At 46.9% G+C, this 19,777-nt stretch carries 19 protein-coding genes; 8 read left to right on the top strand and 11 right to left on the bottom strand.

The genetic code is table 11. The features are described 5' to 3' along the window. Positions 1-117 precede the first annotated feature (117 nt). Both RIH33_RS07375 and RIH33_RS07370 read left to right on the top strand, forming a co-directional pair. Positions 118-1,197: a PorV/PorQ family protein gene (locus RIH33_RS07375; protein ID WP_406654494.1), complete on the top strand. Its 1,080-nt coding sequence runs from the start codon at positions 118-120 to the stop codon at positions 1,195-1,197. Beyond that, entirely contained in the window at positions 1,184-6,181 is a 4,998-nt protein-coding gene (locus RIH33_RS07370) for a C25 family cysteine peptidase (RefSeq protein ID WP_406654492.1), read from the top strand. The genes RIH33_RS07375 and RIH33_RS07370 overlap by 14 nt, the downstream gene beginning before the upstream one ends. Positions 6,182-6,201: 20 nt before the next feature. On the opposite strand, the gene RIH33_RS07365 is transcribed toward RIH33_RS07370, so the two are convergent. The 3 genes from RIH33_RS07365 to RIH33_RS07355 form a co-directional block, all read right to left on the bottom strand. Then, entirely contained in the window at positions 6,202-6,498 is a 297-nt protein-coding gene (locus RIH33_RS07365; RefSeq protein WP_406654491.1) for an SCP2 sterol-binding domain-containing protein, read from the bottom strand. Between the two features lie 15 nt (positions 6,499-6,513). After that, entirely contained in the window at positions 6,514-7,581 is a 1,068-nt protein-coding gene (locus tag RIH33_RS07360) for a glutaminyl-peptide cyclotransferase (protein WP_406654489.1), read from the bottom strand. A 112-nt stretch (positions 7,582-7,693) separates the two neighbouring features. After that, positions 7,694-8,965 (bottom strand): cation:proton antiporter, encoded by a 1,272-nt coding sequence (locus tag RIH33_RS07355; RefSeq protein ID WP_406654487.1) that lies wholly within the window; start codon positions 8,963-8,965, stop codon positions 7,694-7,696. Between the two features lie 246 nt (positions 8,966-9,211). Between RIH33_RS07355 and RIH33_RS07350 the strand changes: the two genes are divergently transcribed. The 5 genes from RIH33_RS07350 to RIH33_RS07330 all read left to right on the top strand — a co-directional run bounded on the left by RIH33_RS07350 (position 9,212) and on the right by RIH33_RS07330 (position 12,585). Continuing rightward, the gene (locus tag RIH33_RS07350; protein WP_406654485.1) at positions 9,212-9,742 is read left to right on the top strand and encodes a DinB family protein; all 531 of its coding nucleotides are present in this window, start codon (positions 9,212-9,214) and stop codon (positions 9,740-9,742) included. A 150-nt stretch (positions 9,743-9,892) separates the two neighbouring features. After that, positions 9,893-10,519 carry an ABC transporter ATP-binding protein gene (locus RIH33_RS07345; protein WP_406654483.1) on the top strand — a complete coding sequence of 209 codons (627 nt, stop codon included), beginning with the start codon at positions 9,893-9,895 and terminating at the stop codon, positions 10,517-10,519. Further along, a complete protein-coding gene (locus RIH33_RS07340; RefSeq protein WP_406654482.1) occupies positions 10,516-11,751 on the top strand; it encodes an ABC transporter permease in 1,236 nt (411 codons plus the stop codon). Before RIH33_RS07345 ends, RIH33_RS07340 begins: the two co-directional genes overlap by 4 nt. Before the next feature lie 2 nt (positions 11,752-11,753). After that, positions 11,754-12,188, top strand: coding sequence for a hypothetical protein (locus RIH33_RS07335; protein ID WP_406654480.1), 435 nt, complete (start codon positions 11,754-11,756; stop codon positions 12,186-12,188). Positions 12,189-12,192: 4 nt separating this feature from the next. Continuing rightward, on the top strand, positions 12,193-12,585 hold the full coding sequence (locus RIH33_RS07330) for a hypothetical protein (protein WP_406654479.1): 393 nt from the start codon (positions 12,193-12,195) through the stop codon (positions 12,583-12,585). Here the strand turns inward: RIH33_RS07330 and RIH33_RS07325 are convergent. From RIH33_RS07325 to RIH33_RS07315, 3 genes are read right to left on the bottom strand one after another with little or no spacing between them, the layout of a single operon-like run. Further along, complete coding sequence (locus RIH33_RS07325) at positions 12,582-13,052, bottom strand: c-type cytochrome (protein ID WP_406654477.1); 471 nt, start codon at positions 13,050-13,052, stop codon at positions 12,582-12,584. The two genes, RIH33_RS07330 and RIH33_RS07325, sit on opposite strands and share 4 nt — an antisense overlap. After that, entirely contained in the window at positions 13,039-13,692 is a 654-nt protein-coding gene (locus tag RIH33_RS07320) for an SCO family protein (RefSeq protein ID WP_406654476.1), read from the bottom strand. Before RIH33_RS07320 ends, RIH33_RS07325 begins: the two co-directional genes overlap by 14 nt. After that, positions 13,689-14,228 carry a CopD family protein gene (locus RIH33_RS07315; protein ID WP_406654474.1) on the bottom strand — a complete coding sequence of 180 codons (540 nt, stop codon included), beginning with the start codon at positions 14,226-14,228 and terminating at the stop codon, positions 13,689-13,691. The genes RIH33_RS07320 and RIH33_RS07315 overlap by 4 nt, the downstream gene beginning before the upstream one ends. A 122-nt stretch (positions 14,229-14,350) precedes the next feature. Here RIH33_RS07315 and RIH33_RS07310 point away from each other — a divergent pair, with 122 nt between their 5' ends. Continuing rightward, positions 14,351-15,031, top strand: a complete 681-nt coding sequence (locus RIH33_RS07310) for a Crp/Fnr family transcriptional regulator (protein WP_406654472.1) — start codon at positions 14,351-14,353, stop codon at positions 15,029-15,031. A gap of 24 nt (positions 15,032-15,055) precedes the next feature. Here the strand turns inward: RIH33_RS07310 and RIH33_RS07305 are convergent, their stop codons facing one another. From RIH33_RS07305 to RIH33_RS07285, 5 genes are read right to left on the bottom strand one after another with little or no spacing between them, the layout of a single operon-like run. Continuing rightward, positions 15,056-15,928: a hypothetical protein gene (locus RIH33_RS07305; RefSeq protein WP_406654470.1), complete on the bottom strand. Its 873-nt coding sequence runs from the start codon at positions 15,926-15,928 to the stop codon at positions 15,056-15,058. Then, complete coding sequence (locus RIH33_RS07300) at positions 15,912-16,547, bottom strand: TIGR04282 family arsenosugar biosynthesis glycosyltransferase (RefSeq protein ID WP_406654468.1); 636 nt, start codon at positions 16,545-16,547, stop codon at positions 15,912-15,914. The genes RIH33_RS07305 and RIH33_RS07300 overlap by 17 nt, the downstream gene beginning before the upstream one ends. After that, positions 16,540-17,043, bottom strand: a complete 504-nt coding sequence (locus RIH33_RS07295) for a rhodanese-like domain-containing protein (RefSeq protein ID WP_406654466.1) — start codon at positions 17,041-17,043, stop codon at positions 16,540-16,542. Before RIH33_RS07295 ends, RIH33_RS07300 begins: the two co-directional genes overlap by 8 nt. Then, positions 17,027-18,328 carry a glycosyltransferase 87 family protein gene (locus RIH33_RS07290; protein ID WP_406654464.1) on the bottom strand — a complete coding sequence of 434 codons (1,302 nt, stop codon included), beginning with the start codon at positions 18,326-18,328 and terminating at the stop codon, positions 17,027-17,029. The genes RIH33_RS07295 and RIH33_RS07290 overlap by 17 nt, the downstream gene beginning before the upstream one ends. After that, complete coding sequence (locus tag RIH33_RS07285; RefSeq protein ID WP_406654462.1) at positions 18,309-19,766, bottom strand: cellulose synthase family protein; 1,458 nt, start codon at positions 19,764-19,766, stop codon at positions 18,309-18,311. Before RIH33_RS07285 ends, RIH33_RS07290 begins: the two co-directional genes overlap by 20 nt. Positions 19,767-19,777: the final 11 nt, after the last annotated feature.

Here is a 19,777-nt window from a genome sequence, read left to right as displayed (position 1 = left end):
TCCAACTTGAAAAAGTTATATTTCATCGAAATTATCGGTGTTTAACTCTGAGTATTGTCACCTTTGTTTTCAAGAACCTCAAGTCTTCATCTAAATTAGGGGAACAAATAACGGTCAATGGGAAAAGGCGTTTTCGTATTCATTTTTGCTATGCTCTGCGGCATCATTTTACCTGCTCAGGACAACACGCCAAAATACAGCAATGAGTTTATGAACATAGGGGTGGACGCGCGGGCTTTTGGTCTCGGGTTGAGCATGGTGTCGCACACTGCAGATGCCTCATCCGGCTACTGGAATCCGGCCGGACTCTCCAAAATGGCTCCGGACCACCAGTTGGTACTGATGCACTCCGCATACTTTGCCGGCATTTCCAATTACGATTACGGCGCTTTCGCCACCCACCTGGATGACAGCTCTGCGTTGAGTGTATCGGTGATTCGGTTTGCGGTGGACGACATTGCTGATACACGACTTCTTTTTGATGCAAACGGATCGGTAAATTATGATAACATCCGCTTTTTTTCGGCGGCTGATTATGCTTTTTTGATCTCTTACAGCCGACGACTCAGGGTCCTGGGTGGTCTCGATGTAGGAGGTAGTGTTAAAGTCATTCGGCGGATTGTGGGTGATTTTGCCGGATCCTGGGGTTTCGGAATGGATGTGGGCGTACAGAAAACCTGGAAATCATGGAATTTCGGTCTGATGGGGCGTGATCTTTTTGGCACTTTCAACAGCTGGTCCATAGCGGATGAAGAATTGGCTGAAGTGTATGCCCAGACCGGAAACGAACTTTATAGTCGATCGCTGGAGGTAACATTACCCAGGATGATATTGGGTGCCTCCCGAACGCTTAGTTTTCTCGATCAATTTTCATTGATGACCTCTTTGGACCTGGTAACTACCACGGACGGCAAGAGAAATACATTGATCAGGACAGAGTCCTTTTCCGTAGATCCGTCGCTGGGTGTGGAACTGGGCTATAAGCGGCTGGCGTTTCTGAGGGGTGGGATAGGCCAGTTTCAGCACATTAAAGATTTTGATGGCAGTCAGTCCTGGACTTTTCAGCCGAATGTCGGTATCGGGCTTAAAATTCAAGAAGTAGCTATAGACTATGCTTTTACAGATATAGGTGATCAGGCAGCTGGACTTTATTCACATGTTTTTTCAATCAAAGTGGACTTCAATGTGGTGGACTAGACTTCTTTTGTTTGTAGGGTGCCTCTTGTCCGGCCTGGCGGTTAGTGCCCAGACTTTTGGCAACGAATGGATCAATTACGAGCAGAGCTACTACAAAATTAAAATAGCTAAGGACGGAGTGTATAAGGTTACAGCAGATGAGCTGGCCATAGCGGGTGTACCTGTGGGCAATATCGCCGTGAACAGGTATCAGCTCTTTCGCCGTGGGCAAGAGGTGGCCATCTCTACTCAGGATACCAACAATGATGGAAGATTAGATTCCTTTGAGTTTTACGGAAAGAAGAGCGATGGAACAGCGGACACAGAGCTTTATGTATCTCCGGAGGCGCAGCCCCATACCTATTATAATTTATTTTCTGACACGGCTACTTACTTCCTCACCTGGCACCTCACCAATACCAGTGGTAAACGAATGGAGTTTTCCAGTATAAAAGATGCCACGGGCCTCACTGCCGCACCTTACCATTGGGATAATCAGCTTAAACTTCAGGTGGGTACTTATGCCACAGGCCTTCGCTATGGCTCTACCAATGATATACTCTCTGCCAGGTATGATTATGGAGAAGGCTGGACGGGCAGCAATATTTCCAAGAATGCATCCAATAACTTCAATTACACCCTGAGTAATGTGGAGGCGACGGGTGCCAAGCCAGTGCTGCAACTGGTGCTTACCGGGGTGAGTAGTTTTGAGCATGTGGTGGATATTCGTGTGGGTAGAAATACCAATAATTTAAGAACCCTTGCCACTGTGACTTTTGATGCCAGGTATCACAAATACTACAGTGGAGCTCTTGAGTGGAGCGATGTAGGCTCTTCGGGAGAGTTAATGGTGCAGATCACGCCAAAGGGAATCTCAGGTCAGACAGATGTAATAGGGGTGTCGTATGTGAAAGTAGACTATGCCCAGAAATTTAATCATACCGGAGGTGCCAGGACTTTCAGAATCGGGTCAACGGGAGCTCAAAGAGGATATGTGAAGGTACCCACCAGTGCAGCTGCCTCTCTTCGTGTGTTCGATATTACCAATCCTACGGCGCCAAAGTCCCTGGCTACCACCGCATTTTCAGACAGGCTGGAGTTTGTTTTTCCTGACCTTACCATTGATCGGGTACTGCATGTGTTTGAAACCCCAACCTCAGTACCTTCTATATCCAGGGCTACACTGTCACCTCTGCCTGTATCCAGTGCCAACTATCTGATGGTCACTCACCCTAAGCTGGATCAGCTGGTAGATGGTGTGAATCCGGTGACCGCCTATGTAAACTATCGGGAGAGTGCATCCGGAGGAGGTTACGATGTACTGAGGGTAGAGATTATGGAGCTTTTTGATCAGTTTAACTATGGGGATCCTTCCCCATTGGCCATCAGGAATTTTGTGGGGTACGCCCTCAATGTCGGAGCTCCACATCATCTTTTTCTGATAGGAAAGGGAACCACTGTTAACCACAAGTACTATCGCAATAACCCACAAACGACTACTCTGACTCACTATGTGCCTACTTTTGGTTATCCGGGTTCTGATCTCCTCTTCAGTGTGGATACGCAGGCAGGAAACCTGGCCCCCCAGGTGGCTACGGGGCGTTTGAATGCCCTGAATAGTGCGGATGTGAAAGCCTACCTGGATAAGATTATGGAAATGGAAGCTGTACCCTATGACCAGTTGTGGAGGAAGAACCTCATTCACCTGAGCGGGGGGCAGACCGCTGGCGAACTGAGATCTTTTGAAAACTACATCCTCAATTTCAAGTCCATAGCCGAGCGGGATTTTTTGGGCGGAAAAGCATCCAATATTAACAAAAACAGCACCGATGCCGTCAAGGTCATCAATGTGGCTCAGGAAGTCAATCAGGGGGTGAGTCTGATTACTTTCTTCGGGCACTCCAGTAGTATCGTTACGGACATAGAGATAGGCAGGGCCTCCAACCCTGCTGATGGGTATAACAACAAAGGAAAATACCCGGTGATCCTGGTGAATGGCTGCAATGCCGGAGAGATTTTTACAACGAGCCTCACCTTTGGTGAAGATTGGATCAGCACACCGAATGCCGGAGCTCTGGCCGTGATGGCCAATTCAGATTTTGCGCTTTCCTCCAGTCTCAAGCGGTGGTCTGATCTTTTCTATCAATTGGCTTTTGCCACTGACGAGACCTTTGGGCGGTCGCTCGGAGAACTTACAAAGCTGGTTTCTGAAAGGTTTTTGGAAATTTACGGCACGGGAGGCACCGAGCAGTCCCAGGTGTACCAAACGGTGCTCCAGGGAGATCCTGCGGTGAAAGTGTTTGGTGCACAGTCACCGGACTACGAAATCCAGACATTGGAGACTTATGCATCCGCATTTGGCCGGGAGCGGGTACTCTCCAATGCGGATAGTTTTCAGATCAATATCCCGGTGAGAAATTATGGACGCTCTGTTACTGATTCCCTGAAGATTACTATTCAGAGGACTTTCCCCAACGGTACTCAGGAGACTGTGAGTCGTCACTTCGAAAGGGTGCTGAGACAGGATACCCTCAGTTTTACCCTCTACAACGAGCTGGAAAGCGCTAATGAAGGCACGAATACTTTTCTTATTCAGCTGGATCCGGACAATGATGTGACCGAACTCAATGAAGGGAATAACACCTCCAATTTTGAGCTGTTTATTCCGAAGGGAAATACGATTCCGCTTTACCCCATCGACTATTCGATTGTGTCTGAGCCTGTTACCCGATTGCTTTGGCAGTCGGCCAATCAGCTGGAGCAAAATCGGGTGTACACCCTGATGGTGGATACCACTGCTACCTATAATAGTGCTTTTTTGAAAAGTGAGTCTTTGGAAGGAGGATTGCTGATGAGCTATCCGCTGGATCTGACTTCAGCACCTGACAGTACCACCGTTTACTGGCGAACGAGGTTTGCAGAAGCACGCGATAATGAAGATACCTCATGGGTGGAGGCATCTTTTACGCTGGTACAGGGCGCTGCAGAGGGGTGGTCCCAGGTGGGTGCTTACCAGTTTGAGAAAGATCCACTTCATGGAGTTAGTTATGATGTAAAAAGCAAAAAACTAAGTTTTCAGGAGACAAAAACGGATATCCAAATCAATACGCACGGGGTAGATAGTCCCAATGAATATGTCGATTATCAGGTGATCGTGGACGGAATCAACCTGTTGCTTACCGACAATGCCGCTGACCCTACCTGCAAAAGACTGAACGCCATCAATGCCGTGGTATTTGACAAAGAGTCTGCTCAACCCTACCGTCCATTTGGCTTCCTGGGTACGGATGTTTATAATGACCTGGTTTGCGGACGTTTACCTCAAATGATCCATAATTTTAATGAAAGTCAGGTGCTGGGCAGTACCCGATACCTCGACAGCATCGTTTCCGTGATTGACAATGGAGACGTGGTGTTGCTCTTCTCTTTTGACCATGTGGCGTTTTCCAAGTGGGATGCACAGATCAAATCCTCCCTGAACAATATAGGAATTGCCAATGCCACCATTGAAGGGTTGACGGACGGGCAGCCCGTCATCTTTTTAGGTAGGAAAGGAGACCCCATTGGGAGTGCCATCGTGGTGACCTCAGACGGGAGTGCCGTGCCTTTGAAATCCCAGGCGATAGAGTTGGTTGGGCTGGTGACTGGAAAATTCACCTCGGGAAACCTTAGCTCCACTTTGATAGGGCCGGCTAAAAAATGGCAGAGCTTTCATTATGAGGTAGATGGGGAGCCAAATGATAGCTGGCAGTTCAATGTGACCGGGGTATCGCCCACAGGTCAGAAGGATTTGATCTTTTCGGGAAGCAGGTCTACGGAGATAGATGTCTCTGCATTGGATGCCGAACTGTACCCCTATATGACTCTTAATTTTGCATTTGCGGATGATGCCGACCAAACCCCACCTAACCTCAGAAGCTGGGGGGTCAACTATGAGTATCCGGCAGAAGGAATTCTGGTGCCTGAGGATTATGTGATTGAAGAAGTGCCTGAGGGTGCGGGTTTCAGCCGAAGCTATTTGTTTACCAATATATCCAATGCTGAATTTACAGATTCATTGGAGGTGCAGGTGGCTGTAACCAATGTGACCAGCGGAAATCGGGAGACTGAAAATTACAGGGTGGCAGCACCAGCACCTGGAGACACCACCCGGATAGCAGTGGCTAAGACTACACGAGGCAGAACAGGCTATAATAACGTTCTGGTGAGCGTGCAGGCTGCGGAAACGGAGCTTTACACAGTTAATAACATGGTAAATCAGCTAAATGCGCTGCTGGTGACCGAGGATGAGATCAATCCCGTGCTTGATGTGACCTTTGATGGGGGGTATATTTTGGATGGGGATATTGTGTCACCTACCCCGAGTATTTTGATTCGATTCAAAGACGACAATGAATTTTTGTATAAGGATGATACCTCTGGAATCACGATTGAGTTGAAGTCACCCTGCGAGACCTGCGATTATGAGCGGGTGAGCTTTGCTAACCCCAAGGTTTCTTATACCCCGGCCACAGAGACAGAAGATTTTGAAATCAACTATATGCCAGGCCCGCTTGAGGATGGAATCTATGCCCTTAGGGTACAGGGGACGGATGAGAGTGGAAATAAATCTGGTGAATATCCTTACGAAATCTCGTTTGAGGTGATCAATGAGTCTACCATCACCCATTTCTACCCTTACCCGAACCCTTTTTCTACACAGACCAGATTTGTGTTTACCCTTACAGGGAGTACTATGCCTGACCGCATCAAAATTCAAATTATGACCGTGACGGGTCGGGTGGTGCGTGAAATTACGCAGGACGAAATAGGGCCATTAAGAATTGGAAATAATATCACCCAATACGCATGGGATGGACGTGATGAATATGGTGATCGTCTGGCCAACGGGGTTTACCTCTATAAGGTGTTCATACGCCAGAATGGGGAGCAGATAGAGCATAGGAATACCAATGCCGACCGGGCTTTTAAGAATGGTTTTGGGAAACTCTATATTTTGAGGTAGGCTGTTTTCTGATTACCCCATCAAAACAATGAAGCCAGCTTCATGGCTACCCCTTTATCGCCATCAATTTTCATTTTTCCACCCATAAAGGCCATCATCGGATTCAGATTTCCGTGCATCATTTTATCAAAATTCTCCAGAGATAGCTTGATGGTGCAGGCGGCATTGAGCTCCTCATTGGATACCAGGGTAGGGCTTACCGTGTCATCCAGGTGAATGAGTCCCTCTTCAAATTTAAAGTTGATTTTGGCTTTTACTTTTCCTCCATTGTTGGCGGCCAGTTTTTTCACTTTCTCGGTGGCTTCAGATAGGGTCATGTTGTATGGTTAAAATTAGTTCTTCGGCTTAAAGGTAACTTCAAAAAGTTTAGGCCATAGCTTACCGGTCACATATATCCCGCCCGTAGCGGCGTGATAGGCGATGCCATTCAGCGCATCGATCTCCCGGTTATCAAACTGACTGGACAGGCCCGACATATCAATGTTGCGAAGCACTTTGCCTGTTTTTGGATCAACCACCACAATGAGGTCTTCCATCCAGACATTGGCATAGATCAGGCCGTCAATAATTTCCAGCTCATTGAGGTTCACTATTTTTTCATCATGTGTATAGACTTCAAGGCGTCCGGTTTCCGAAAAGTCTCTCGGGTCGAGGAGATGAAGAACCTCAGTGCCATCACTTACCACCAGGGTGTTGTCAAGGGTGGTAACTCCCCAGCCTTCGTGCGTGTAATGAAAAGTGTTGGTCTGCTCAAGCGCCCTGTTGTATACAAATCCGACCTGAGAAGTCCAGGTGAGTTGTATGATCTGGTCATTCCAAACGGTACTTCCTTCGCCAAAATATTGAGTCGGTAGGTTCACGGTCTGGTATTTTTGAGCAGTGAGAAGGTTCGTTTTACTCAGTCTGGAGAGTCCTTCACGTCCGGTACTTTCCACCAGTGTGTCATCCAGAAAAAACAGACCCTGTATGTAGGCTTCAGGGTCATGAGGAAGCTCCCGAATCACTTCATATGTATATTCCTCGGGTTGAATGTCAGAAAAAAATCGAATTTTTGGATAATGGGTCTCGGTAGTTCCATTGGCATACACAGTTACCCGAAGTTTTTGCGCACCTGTTTTCGCCTGGCTGGCCGTCCATTGAAAGCTTGGTTCCTGATAGGTTTTTGTTTGTCCTTCGTAATCCAGTACGATGGAGTCAATCTTTTCCTTTGACTGAATGGAAAAATCCACTGCGTCACCCAGGACGTATTCTGAATTGACTTTGGGTGTCACTAGTTTGCTGTGCTTTTTGATTCGCGGGGAGCCATGGCTAGCTTCGGCGTTCTCCTTCTCTCCACTGCAGGAAAACAGGCTTGCGAGGATCGCCAGGGTAAATGCTATGAATGTGTGGGTCGTTTTCATGAGCCGGTAAAATTAGTATAATTACCCAATAAATCAGGAAGGCAGTGGCGTCTAGGGGATCAAACGAACCTGAAGGTTTTTGGATACTGGTGGCCAGCTGGTGTGGTTATGATTAGTGTCCGTGGACTTTGCGCTCTTTCTTTTCTGTGAAGTTCATCTTCATCAGGAGAGGAACAGTGAGGCCCTGGTAGAGCACGGAGCAGGCCACCACGATGTAGGTCATGGTGACGATAATGTCTTTCCCATGGAAATCCGACAATGAAAGCGAGAGTGCAATGGGCAGACCTCCCCTAAGGGCACCCCAGGTCAGCACCGGGATAGTGCTGGGCGAAAATGATCGTTTGACTGACATCAGCTTGATAGGGATATATACACTGACCCACCTTCCCAGAAGTACAATATTGACCGCAAAAAAGCCTGCAGAAAAATAATCCAGTCTCCGTGGAATCACGAGCATTTCCAGCCCAATGAGTACGAAGAGCATTGCGGCCAGCGACTCTTCCATGAGGTTCCAAAACTTAAAAACATAATCGCCTGCTGCGCTCGTTACGTGCTCGCCACGCCCTTCATTGCCTATGACCAGCCCCATCACCACTGCCGCTTGCTTGGATGACACGTGTATGAAATCTGCCAGAAATGAACCTGCCATGACTATGGCTAGTGTGATGAGAATTTCTACCTCAACGGCATCATTGTCTACATATTTCAGTAGTCTGTAGCCCAGATAACCCAGGAAAAGCCCGATAAAGATTCCCCCGCCAATATCTGCACCAATGATGTAAGCCGTTTCAAATACCGAGAGGGCATGATCCTCGCCTGCATGGGCAATGTCCAGCAAGGTCAGTGCCAGTACCACTGCTATGCCGTCATTGAAAAGGGACTCTCCGGCAATCTTGATTTCCAACTCTTTGTCAAGGTTGAATCTCTTGATGGTTTTGGTCACTGCTATGGGATCGGTAGGGGAGATTAACGCTCCGAAAACCAGGCAGTAGAGGTAATGTAACTCGATGCCCACAAACCCAAGCATATAATAGATCAGGGTTCCAATGACAAAGGTGGATATTAAAACACCCGTGGTAGCCAGTATCAATACCGGAGTACGTTCCTTGGATAGCTTTTTGAAATCAATGTTTAAGGCGCCTGAGAACAGCATGAAGGAGAGCACCACATGGTACAGTACTTCCGCATAATCATACTCTTCGAGCTCCACAGCACCAATCTGAAGACTGGGAAAAATGAGCCCTACAAGCAAAATGATCACTGATAGCGCGATCGCCATAATCATAAGCCCTATGGAAGACGGTAATTTTAGAAAGTAGGTATTGACAAATATGAAAAGCCCGGCAAGAAATATAAAAAGGGCAATAATATCAAATACGTGCATAAGTGTTGCCGATTAATCGTTTAGGCGTTTTGTACCGCAAAGTTATTTTATTATTCGTCATATTACATAGGATCAACAGGCTACAATTGACCCTGCTCGCGATTTATGTTGAGCAACGGCTTTGGGTGGTTTATCGACATTCCGCACGAAAGTCATGCCGAAGATACTTTTTTTTGCCATTTATTGCAAGATTAGCCCGATTGGAAAGGGGTATTGGTTTGGTCTGTTTTGTATAATTTGCGGCTTATGAATAGGAAAGTTCAAGTTCATTACGATCGGCTACAAGCGGGGAAAGAAGCGATTTTTCGTCAGCTTCATTCCCATACTCAGGATCAACTCCGGTGGAAGCCGGTGGATCATCAATGGTCGGTTTTGCAGGTGCTGGATCATCTGCATTTTGCGGAAAGTGGATCCCTTAATTATTGCAAGAAAAAACTACTCGCAGGGGATCAAATGCCGGCGGCTTCACTATTTAATTCAGTGAGGATGGAAGTGTATAATGTCATTCTTTATTCCCGGATCAAGATAAAAGCACCCTCAGTAGTGATCAGTCCATCAGAGGAGCGGACTTTGGATGAAATGAAATCCCTATTTGACCAAACAAGTGATGACCTGAAGGTGTTTCTGGATGAGTACCCTGATGAGTTTCTGAATAGGGGCATCTATAAGCATCCCATGGCCGGGCGAATCACTTTACCCGCGATGGTGAAGTTTTTCAATGCACACCTGATTCATCATCGGCACCAGATCAACCGGCTGCTTCATCAGCAGGCTTGATGCTTTTCTTAAGTCTGGCTTTGAAGGAATGATAGAGGAAAAGTACGATGGCAACGGGAAAGAGTAGTAAGGTCATATCAGCTGGTCTTTGAGAATACTTACTCAACATAATGAAAATTTTACAAAATATTATCAAAATAGTCATATTAATTGTTAGTCACTAAAAACTTAAAATTTGCCTATGACGAGGAGGCCCTGCTCAGTTTTCCAGACTGGGAGGTTGCTGCCGGTGATCATGCGTTGATCCTGGGCCCGTCTGGATGTGGAAAAACCACCTTGCTTCATCTGCTGTCCGGGCTTTTGCGGCCTACTTCAGGCTCGGTGGTCATAGAGGGCACGCACCTGGAAACATTGTCTTCTTCAGCATTGGATAGATACCGAGGCCAGCACATTGGGTTCGTTTTTCAGAAGCCACATCTCATAGGGGCGCTCACGGTAGAGGAAAACATTCGTTTGGCTACTTTTTTTGGCCACAAACCCAAGCGGAATAAGGAGATCGGTCAGGTGCTGGAGGATCTGCAGATTCATGATCTTGCTCACCGAAAAGTCTTTGAGGTGAGTCAGGGGCAGGCTCAGCGCGTGGCTATTGCCAGGTCAGTCATCAACCAACCCGCGGTGATTTTCGGCGATGAGCCCACTGCCAGCCTGGATGATGAAAGTTGTACTGCGGTGATCCGTTTGCTGAAGAGTCAGGCTGAAGCCTGCAAAGCCACGCTCATCATTGCCACACATGACCATCGGGTAAAAAGTGAGTTTCCAAATCAGTTGACATTATGAATATCCCATACCTAAGTCTACGGAGCATTCTGGCGAAGCCTCTGAGTAGTTTCCTGAGCTGGCTATTGCTGGCATTTGGGGTGACTGTGGTGGTACTTATTCTGCTGGTTTCCAGGGAGCTCGAAAATGAGATTTCTAAAAACACCAAAGGAGTAGACCTGGTGATAGGCGCCAAAGGAAGTCCGCTTCAATTGATTTTGGCTAACATCTTTCACGTGGATTTTCCTACCGGGAATATCAATCTGATGGAAGCGGCTGAGGTGAGCCATAGCAGGTATATCAGCGAGGTAATTCCGCTTTCTTTGGGTGATAGTTATGCGGGCTACCGGATAGTAGGCACCACAGATGCTTATGCTGCTCTCTACGGAGCAGAACTGAGCGCGGGGGGATGGTTTGAGCATCCTATGCAGGTGGTTGTTGGGGCTCTGGTGGCTGAAAAGCTAAAGCTGCAATTGGGAGATACTTTCGAAAGTCAGCATGGACTTTCCGAAGATGGAGAAGCCCATGAGAGTGAGCCATTCGTGGTGGCGGGTGTTATGTCACCTTCCAACACTGTGCTGGACAAACTGATTCTGACAGGGGTGGCGAGCATATGGCAAGTACATGACCATGAAGAAGAGCATGAATCCCACGAGAAGGATTCTCTTATCACCATTGATCATTGGGGCCTCACAGTGACCCGGGAGCAGTATGAGGAGGAGCAGATCACGTCACTCCTGGTGAAGTATCGGTCTCCTATGGGAGCGGTGATGCTTCCACGGGCCATCAATGGAGAAAGTAGCATGCAGGCTGCGTCACCCGCATTTGAAGCTGCCAGGTTATTCAATATTATTGGGGTGGGCATTCAGGTATTGAATATTTTAGGTGTTATGATTATCGCCATATCAGCAATCAGCGTGTTCATTGCTTTACTAAATTCCCTGAAAGATCGAAAATACGATATTGCCATTATGCGGTCCATGGGGGCCACACGCAGGCAGATCTTGCTCCACATATTATTTGAGGGATTGATGATTACTTTTGTGGGCGCGATTTCGGGATTGCTCATTGCTCATGGGGTGTTGTATGCTATGGCATCATCATTGGAGGGGATTAACCCCCGCACTTTTTATTTCATCAATGAGGAATGGATTGTGCTCTTTGGGTGTTTAATCATTGGCCTTTTGGCCGCTGTGATTCCGGCGGTGCTGGCCTATAAAACAGATATTTCAGAAACATTAGCAAAAGGATAAATATGCGTTTATTAATAAGCAGTTTGATGATCATTTTGGGCACCTGGGCGATGGCACAGGGTACTTCGGCTGAGAACTGGAAAACCCTCAGCAAGATCGAATACGAAAAATCAAAAGACGAATACGGCGAAATATATGTCCCAAAATTTGGCCCGGACATCAAAAGCATCGAAGGAAAAGAAATAGAACTTTCCGGCTATATCATACCATTCGAGGGGATGTTTGAGCCTGACCACCTGATCATTTCCTCTGTACCCGTGGCCTCCTGTTTTTTCTGTGGGGGTGCTGGTCCGGAGTCTGTGGCCGAAATCTACCTGGACGAGACCGTAAAGTACACGGCTAAAAAGGTGACCATCACCGGTAAACTGAAATTGAATGATTCTGATGTGGATCAGTTGATGTACATCCTGGAAGGAGCCAAACTACAACCCAATTAATCTTATGAAAAGAATATTGATGATATGTCTGGTGGTATTGGGGGCGTGTGCCCAAACAAAAAAAACGGACACCAAAGCGCTGAAAGATCAGGTAATGGAAGTACATGATGCGGTAATGCCCAAAATGGGAGAGCTCAGGATGACCGAGAAGCAACTGCTGGCCGTGGCAGACTCTCTGGCAGAAGATACCGTGGCTGCTACTCGCTATCGGGAGCTGGCTGTGGCTGTGAGCTCAGCCAATAAATCCATGATGAACTGGATGCACGGATTTGATCCCGATTTTGCCGGATCCGAAGAAGAAGTGAAGACCTACCTCGAAGGCCAGCTGAAGGAAATAGAGGAGGTAAAACGACTCATGCTAAGCTCACTTGAGGAGGGTCAAAAGGCCTTAAACTAGTTTTCTGAATCCTCACAGTTTTTTAGCCACTGGGTGACATCTCTGGTGGCGGAGATACCTGCTTTATTCCCCCAGGAATTGCTGATGTAAGTGATTATTTCCGCAATTTCAATCGGTGTGAGATTGGTATTGGCTGGCATCATTTGATTGTAGCTGACACCATTGACCATTATTTCTCCGGTTTTTCCATTCTTGATGAGGCAGGCCGCCTCTTTCAGGTCTGCCATTAAATAATCGGAACCTGCCAGCGGAGGGTATAATTTGGCCAGTCCGGTACCGTCTGCCTGATGACAATTGGAGCAATAGGTCTGGTAGAGACTCTTGCCCTGCACCATGTATTGAGTGAGGCGGATTTCGGTACGCCGATCCATTGGCTCTTCATCCGCAGTTTGCTTATTAGGTGAGGAGCCACAGGAGGAAACCAGGATTGTCAGAATGAGGAATATTGGTCGTTTAAAGTTTTGCATCTGTCTTTTTGGTAGTCAGTCGGGCAATGTCTAGAATGAGGATATCTACCTGCTCCGGCACCGTGCCATCATATACACCCCGGATTCTTCTTTTCTGATCAATCAATAAAAAGGCGCCACTGTGGATGAATCCTCCAGGAGCACTATCGTCCTCATTAGCCACTACCATGTAGCTTTTTTCACCAATCTCATAAATCTCGTCTTTATCGCCGGTCACAAAATGCCAGGTATCTGAGGTCACGCCCAGTCGCTCAGCAAAATCATGAAGCAGCGCCACTGTATCATACTCCGGATCAATAGAGTGCGAGAGGATGGCCACCTCAGGATGGTCTTTATAGGCTTCATATACCCGGAGCATTTGCTGTTTCATTACCGGGCATATGGTGGGGCAGGAGGTGAAAAAGAAATCCGCCACATACACCTTACCAGAAAATGTTTCGTTGCTGACGAGGTTACTATCCTGATTCACAAACTGGAAATCAGCAATGGTATGGTAAGTGGTGTCATAGACTGTTTCGCCATTGACTACTTTTTCATTGACCTCTGATCTGCCCAGAATGGGCAGTTCGTACGTTGATTTCACCTCTCCACATGCAGAGAGGATCAGCAGAAACAGGAATGATCGGTTGAACTTGTTCATTTTGATTGTTCTCTTATTCTCTTATAAAGCTTGATGGCCAGCATGAGCGCAACGGCAAAGGCGAAAATACCAATGGTGCCCCATATCCAGCTTATTTGATTTTTTACTACAATGAGAAAAACGATAGCCACAAGAAACAATGTGGCCACTTCGTTCCAGATTCTTAATTGATTGGAGGTGTATTTAGTTTCTCCTTTTTGCAATTTTTTGTAGAGGTAGTGGCACGCGAAATGATAGAGGTACAAAAAGAAGACAAAAGAGAGCTTGATGTGCATGAAAGGTTGCTGAAGCCAGCCTGGCTGCAAGAGGAGGAGCCACGAGCCAAAGACCAGCGTAAGGATGGCTGATGGCCAGGTAATGCCGAGCCAGAGCCTGCGTGCCATAATGGCCAACTGATCGCTCAGTATGGTTTTTTCAGGGTCGGGTTTGAGCTGCGCCTCGGTCTGGTAAATGAAAAGCCTCACAATATAAAATAAGCCTGCAAACCAGGTAACAATGAAGATGATATGAAGCGCTTTTACATTTAAATAGTCCATCAATGAGACATTTTGAGTATTTATGTTGTTAGACTTACGTTGCGGCAAAAGTTGCACAAAAATGTAACTCCGTGGCACACTTAACAAACTTTTATCTATTCCTAACTATTTGAATTTGAAATATGAGTGATCAATCTAAGCTCTGGTATTTTGAAGACGTGGATTTATTTGAAATACTGTGTCCTGCCAAGACACCCAGTATGGAGGAGAAGCACAGCCCCAATGTTTTCAAGAAGGATGAATTTATCTATTTCCCGGATCAGCCTTCGCTGAACATTTACATGATAGCCTCGGGCAGGATAAAGATTGGTAGTTACCTTCAGGACGGAAAGGAGATTGTAAAGGCCATCCTCACCAAAGGAGAAGTCTTTGGCGAACTGGCATTAGCAGGGGAGGATCGCAGGGCAGACTTTGCTCAGGCCATGGATGATGACACGCGGGTGTGCCCGATGACCATAGAGGACCTCAAGGAATTGATGAAGGACAATCAGGACCTAAGCCTGAAAATTTTCAAGATACTTGGGTTCAGGTTGCGTAAAATGGAACGCCGGATAGAGTCGTTGGTCTTCAAGGATGCCCGGTCGCGCATCGTGGACTTTCTGAAGGAAATGGCCGAGGAGAAAGGGCAGAAAGTGGGCTTTGAAATGATGATCAAAAATCACCTTACGCACAAGGATATCGCCAGCCTCACAGGGACCTCCCGGCAGACGGTCACAACCGTGATGAATGAACTTAGAGAAGAAAATGTCATCAATTTTGACCGAAGGAGAATCCTGATCCGGGATATGGCCAGGCTGGTTTAGTGTGCTTCTACAATCAGGAGAGGGTCACTCATAGTCCCAGTAAGCATCTCTTTCCAGGCGTTTGATGGATAATTTGCGCCCATCGGCAGCCTCCATGCGCAGTAAGTAGTTTGGGTAATTTCCATTGATCCAAAAGGAAAGATCCGGACCTTCAGTCCTGCTGACGTTCACCTTCCAGGGGTCAGATACCAGGGTCGAATCAATGTCGCTCAGGTCATCAGGATTAGCTTTGGTGACTGATATGGTTGCTTTTTCTGCTTCGGGCATGTTTGCGCGGCTGCTGACTTGCATGGGGTAGAGAAGGATGCCAAAAGAAAGCCCTTCATCAAAGTTTAATGTTCGGAGCGTATAGCTTAGCTGGTCTTCAAACCATGGCCCTTTTCTGAGTTTATCCGTGCCGTTGCCCTGACCATCCCAATAGCTCATGTACTGGTATCGGTACTTGTTTCCATCCTCCACAAAGGACTTGGCCGTATTGCCACACCATTCCTGGGAGGTGTTGGTGAGTTTATGCACGAGGCCCGCATCATCTCTTTTCAGAAAAACGGATGTGAGATAATGATACGGATACTTCATGGTAGGAATCCGACAAAACTTATTGATTTTCATGACCTCATATAAGTCATTGCGGTCATAAGTGTCCGTTTTTACCTGATGCTCCTTATTGAAGGTCTCCTTCACCAGCACATAGGTATACTCAAACGATCTTGGCTGGCCGTAAACCACCCGCTCCGCATTGTAAGTGGCCACCTCAGCCTTTCCATCGTCCCAAAGGGCATTTTTAGCCCAGTCTTTTTGCAGGTATTGGTCTGCAGGTGATGAAGTACCCTGAGAACAGGAGGTAGATACACCACCAGCAAATACAAGGATTAAAAAGAGCTTAAAGGTCTTCATCATCCGGGTCTACAAATTCAAATTCTATATCAGAATCTTTGAGATCCTGAAAGGTATCAATGTCATTCAGTTCCGGGAGAAGATGGAAGCTGGCATTCATTTCCCCGATCTCCGTCAGCACATCCATCATCACTTTGTCATGGCTGTATTTTTTGTCATGAAAAAGCTGCGGGTAGAGCTTGTTCATCCCGATCAGGTAGTACCCGCCATCCGTGGCTGGCCCAATCACAATATCATTTTCGTCGAGCTGATCAAATGCCTCTTCTATATGTGAGCCTTTCAGTTCGAAACAGTCAGACCCGATGATCACCACTTTTTTAAATTTTTTATCAAACCCATGTTTGAAGGCATTCATCATCCGATCTCCCAGATCAGGGCCTTTTTGCACAAAGAGTTTATATTTTTCTGTGTCCCAGGTGTCCTCTATTTCCACATACTCCGAATAAAACACGGCTTTGGAATACCCCAGCTCCTGGGTTACCTCAAAGGTGTGTTCTACCAGGTATTTGTAGACATCCAGTGCCCCATCTATCCCTATATCCTTGGCCAGACGGGTTTTTACCGCTCCGGGGATCAGGTTCTTCACAAAAATGATCAGTAGGTTTTCGCTCTCGTCACTCATATACTTTTATGCCATTATAAAGCCACTGCGACCAGTTTCTGTTGTACGTATGCACACTGTCAGTGGGTAGATTATTTTTATTGTATATCGTATTTCCCTTGTTTTTCCAGTTGAAAATGCCCCCATACAGGTTGCTCACATGCTGGTAGCCCGCAGCCTGCAGCGCTTCCCCGATCCGCTCGCTGCGGTAACCCACAGAGCAGTATACTACCACTTCGGCATCTTTGGGGATCTCCTGCACCATGGAGATTTTAAAGTTATCAAAATCTATCAAACGAGCACCTGCAATATGGCTTATGCCGAATTCTTCGGGTGTTCGGGTGTCCAGAACGTAGACTTTTTCTTTTGCCAGTAGGTCTTTCAGATTATTAGCCTGTATCACCGGCACCGTATACCGGTACAGGCTTTCCATCTTTTCGTCAAAGGTCTTTTGTCCACAAGCAGGAAGCCAGATGCAGCTAAACAGAAAGAAAAAAATCCTATGTACTTTTCTCATGAGATCGGATGAGTTCTATGGCAAAGGTGCTCAGCACTACTCCATATTCCAAAACAATCCAGAGGGTGGATAGTTCGAATCCGGCCTCCTGATAACCAAAGTAGGTGACAAAAATCATCAGTGACCAGACGATGGGATAGTAAAAGCCTGAAAGCAACCCCAGGGCGATCAGTGGTAAAATATACCAGGGATGCACGGTGGTAGCCAGCAGGAGATATAGGGAAAGGGAGAAAAGCATGGTTTTAGACAGCGGCCATTTTCTTCTTTGACCATTCAGGGCCAATCCCAGCACCCCCAGTAGAGTCAGAACCGAGAGGGTAGGCCCCAGGGTCCCAATGATGTTGTATCCCCGGAACCAAAACCCTGCTTCTCTGAGGAGAAAATAGACACTGGCGTTGAATTCAAATTTCTGAAAGTAAAGTCCCAGGCTGGACTGCATACCCGAAAGAAGAGCTGAATTAACAAACGGGATGAGGCTGATGCTGACAACCAGACCAGCCACTATTGTCACAGTTGCTCCTTCTTTGAGCCACTTTTTCATAAGTATGGCTGGCAGGAAGATGAGGGGTAGTAGCTTGGTGGCTGCTGCCAACCCAAATCCAATACCGCTGCTGATCGTGCGGTTTTTTTCAAGAGTGTATAGACCAAGCAAAATGAAAAAGACCACCAGACCTTCAAAGTGGATGTTACCGGTGGCTTCTAGAATCAGCAAAGGGTTAAGGAAAAACCAGCCAATGACTGAATGGTTTTTTTGGTGGGAGAGCAGTTGGCGTAAAAAGTAAACACTCCCCAGATCTGCCATCAAAAAAAAGCATCTTAATAGATTGGCCTGAGTCAGCCAGGTGGTACCAATGGTGGTGCTGATCCAGAAAAGCAGCTGATTGAGCGGAGGATATACCGAGTAATAAGGTTGAGAATTTAGCTGATCGTACAACTTCTGATCCACACCTGGAATTCCCAGGGAGAGGTATTCGGCAGGCAAGCCGGCATAAGGAGAAAAACCTTCACGAAGGAGAGCCCCATCCCAAATAAAGCGGTAAAGGTCATCTGAGAGCGAGGGAAGTCCCAGGAAAAGTATGAGCCTGGCCGTAACACCTATGGCCAGTAAGTGAGTGAGTTTAATTTCGCTTTTACAAAGCCAGATGTAGGCAAAGAAGGCAGAGAAATAAGCAAACAGCAGCATCCAGCCATGGTGCCGGGGGATGAGGAGGCCGGTAGCAGAAATACCCGCAAAAAAGATAAAACCAGCCGCAAATACAGCTGTTTTATCCTGTTTTGGCATCATTGAGTGGATTGATCGAAAGAAAAAACACAGCGCCAAATCCCAGCGCCAGCATGGTGTGAAACAGCATCAGCCCAAAGTCCTGCATTTGGATACCTGTCACCACACCAAAAACAAAATACAATGCCAGCAGGCCTTCCATAATCGTGAGTGGGGCGATTCCCTTAGTTAGGTAGCTGTTTCCTTTCCAACTGTCTTTCCGGGAGGTGATGTTGAACTTCGGGGTTCGGATAAAAGGTGATTTGATCCCCAGGTAGCCCTCCGTTACTGCGATGGCATTGTGCAAAGCCATTCCCATGGAAAAAATGAGAAAAAGTGGGAAATGAACCAGGTAATATTTCAGTGAAAAATCAGGAGTAGAGGCCCGGGCGGAGACCCAATAGAAGATAGTCATCCCGATAAAACCTACAATAAATACTCCTGCCAGGTTAAAAATGATTTCGAACTCCGGCTGTGCGCCCTTCAGGTAAAGCATGGGGATGGACAGGACAGCCGCAATCAGCAAAAACAGAAAGACAGAGCTGTTGAACAGATGCATCAGCGCATGCAGCTTCACATGAAATGACTGGCCAGACTTCCAGATATGCACGCAATTTTTTCTGGCGGTTTCTGCCGCCCCTTTGTTCCAGCGATACTGCTGTGATTTGATGGCTGTAACGAGTACCGGTAATTCTGCAGGGCTGGTGACCCCTTCCAGGTACTCAAATTTCCATCCCTTTAACTGTGCCCGATAGCTGAGGTCCAGGTCTTCAGTGAGTGTGTCGTGCTGCCAACCACCAGCGTCCTCAATGCAGGCCTTTCGCCAGATGCCGGCAGTGCCATTGAAGTTCATGAACTTGCCCGAAGCATTTCGGGCGCTTTGTTCCACGGTGAAATGTGCGTTCAGCCCGAAAGCCTGCATACGTGTGAGGATGCTATAGTCTTGATTGATGTGCCCCCAGCGGGTTTGTACCATCCCAATGTCTTCTCTGAAAGCTGGGAGTGTTTTTTTGAGAAAGTCCGGGTGGGGTAGAAAATCTGCATCAAATATGGCGATGTATTCACCCCCGGCTTTCTGTAGGCCATATTGCAGGGCTCCTGCTTTAAACCCAACGCGCTCAGGGCGAATAATGTGTCGGATGTCTATCCCTTTAGCGGTCCATTCACCTATTTTGTTCATCACCAGGTCACTTGTTTCATCGGTGGAATCATCCAGTACCTGAATCTCCAATTTGTCTTTAGGATAATCAAGCGCACACACACAGTCGATCAGTCGATCGATCACATATTTTTCATTATACACAGGCAGCTGCACAGTCACCATAGGGAAGTGTGTCAGTGCTTCGTAGGCAGGTCTTTTTTTCGTCTTTCGATAAAGAAGGGCAAGATATAGCTGCTCCAGGCTGAAAAGGCTAATAATCAGCAGTGCAAAAGAATATCCAAAAATTACGATCCACTCCATGTACTCAAAAT

It is taken from the genome of Marinoscillum sp., from assembly GCF_040222955.1.
Taxonomy (GTDB): domain Bacteria; phylum Bacteroidota; class Bacteroidia; order Cytophagales; family Cyclobacteriaceae; genus Marinoscillum.
Note: the sequence above shows the minus strand (reverse complement) of the source record. Positions and strands in the feature narration are given on the sequence as shown.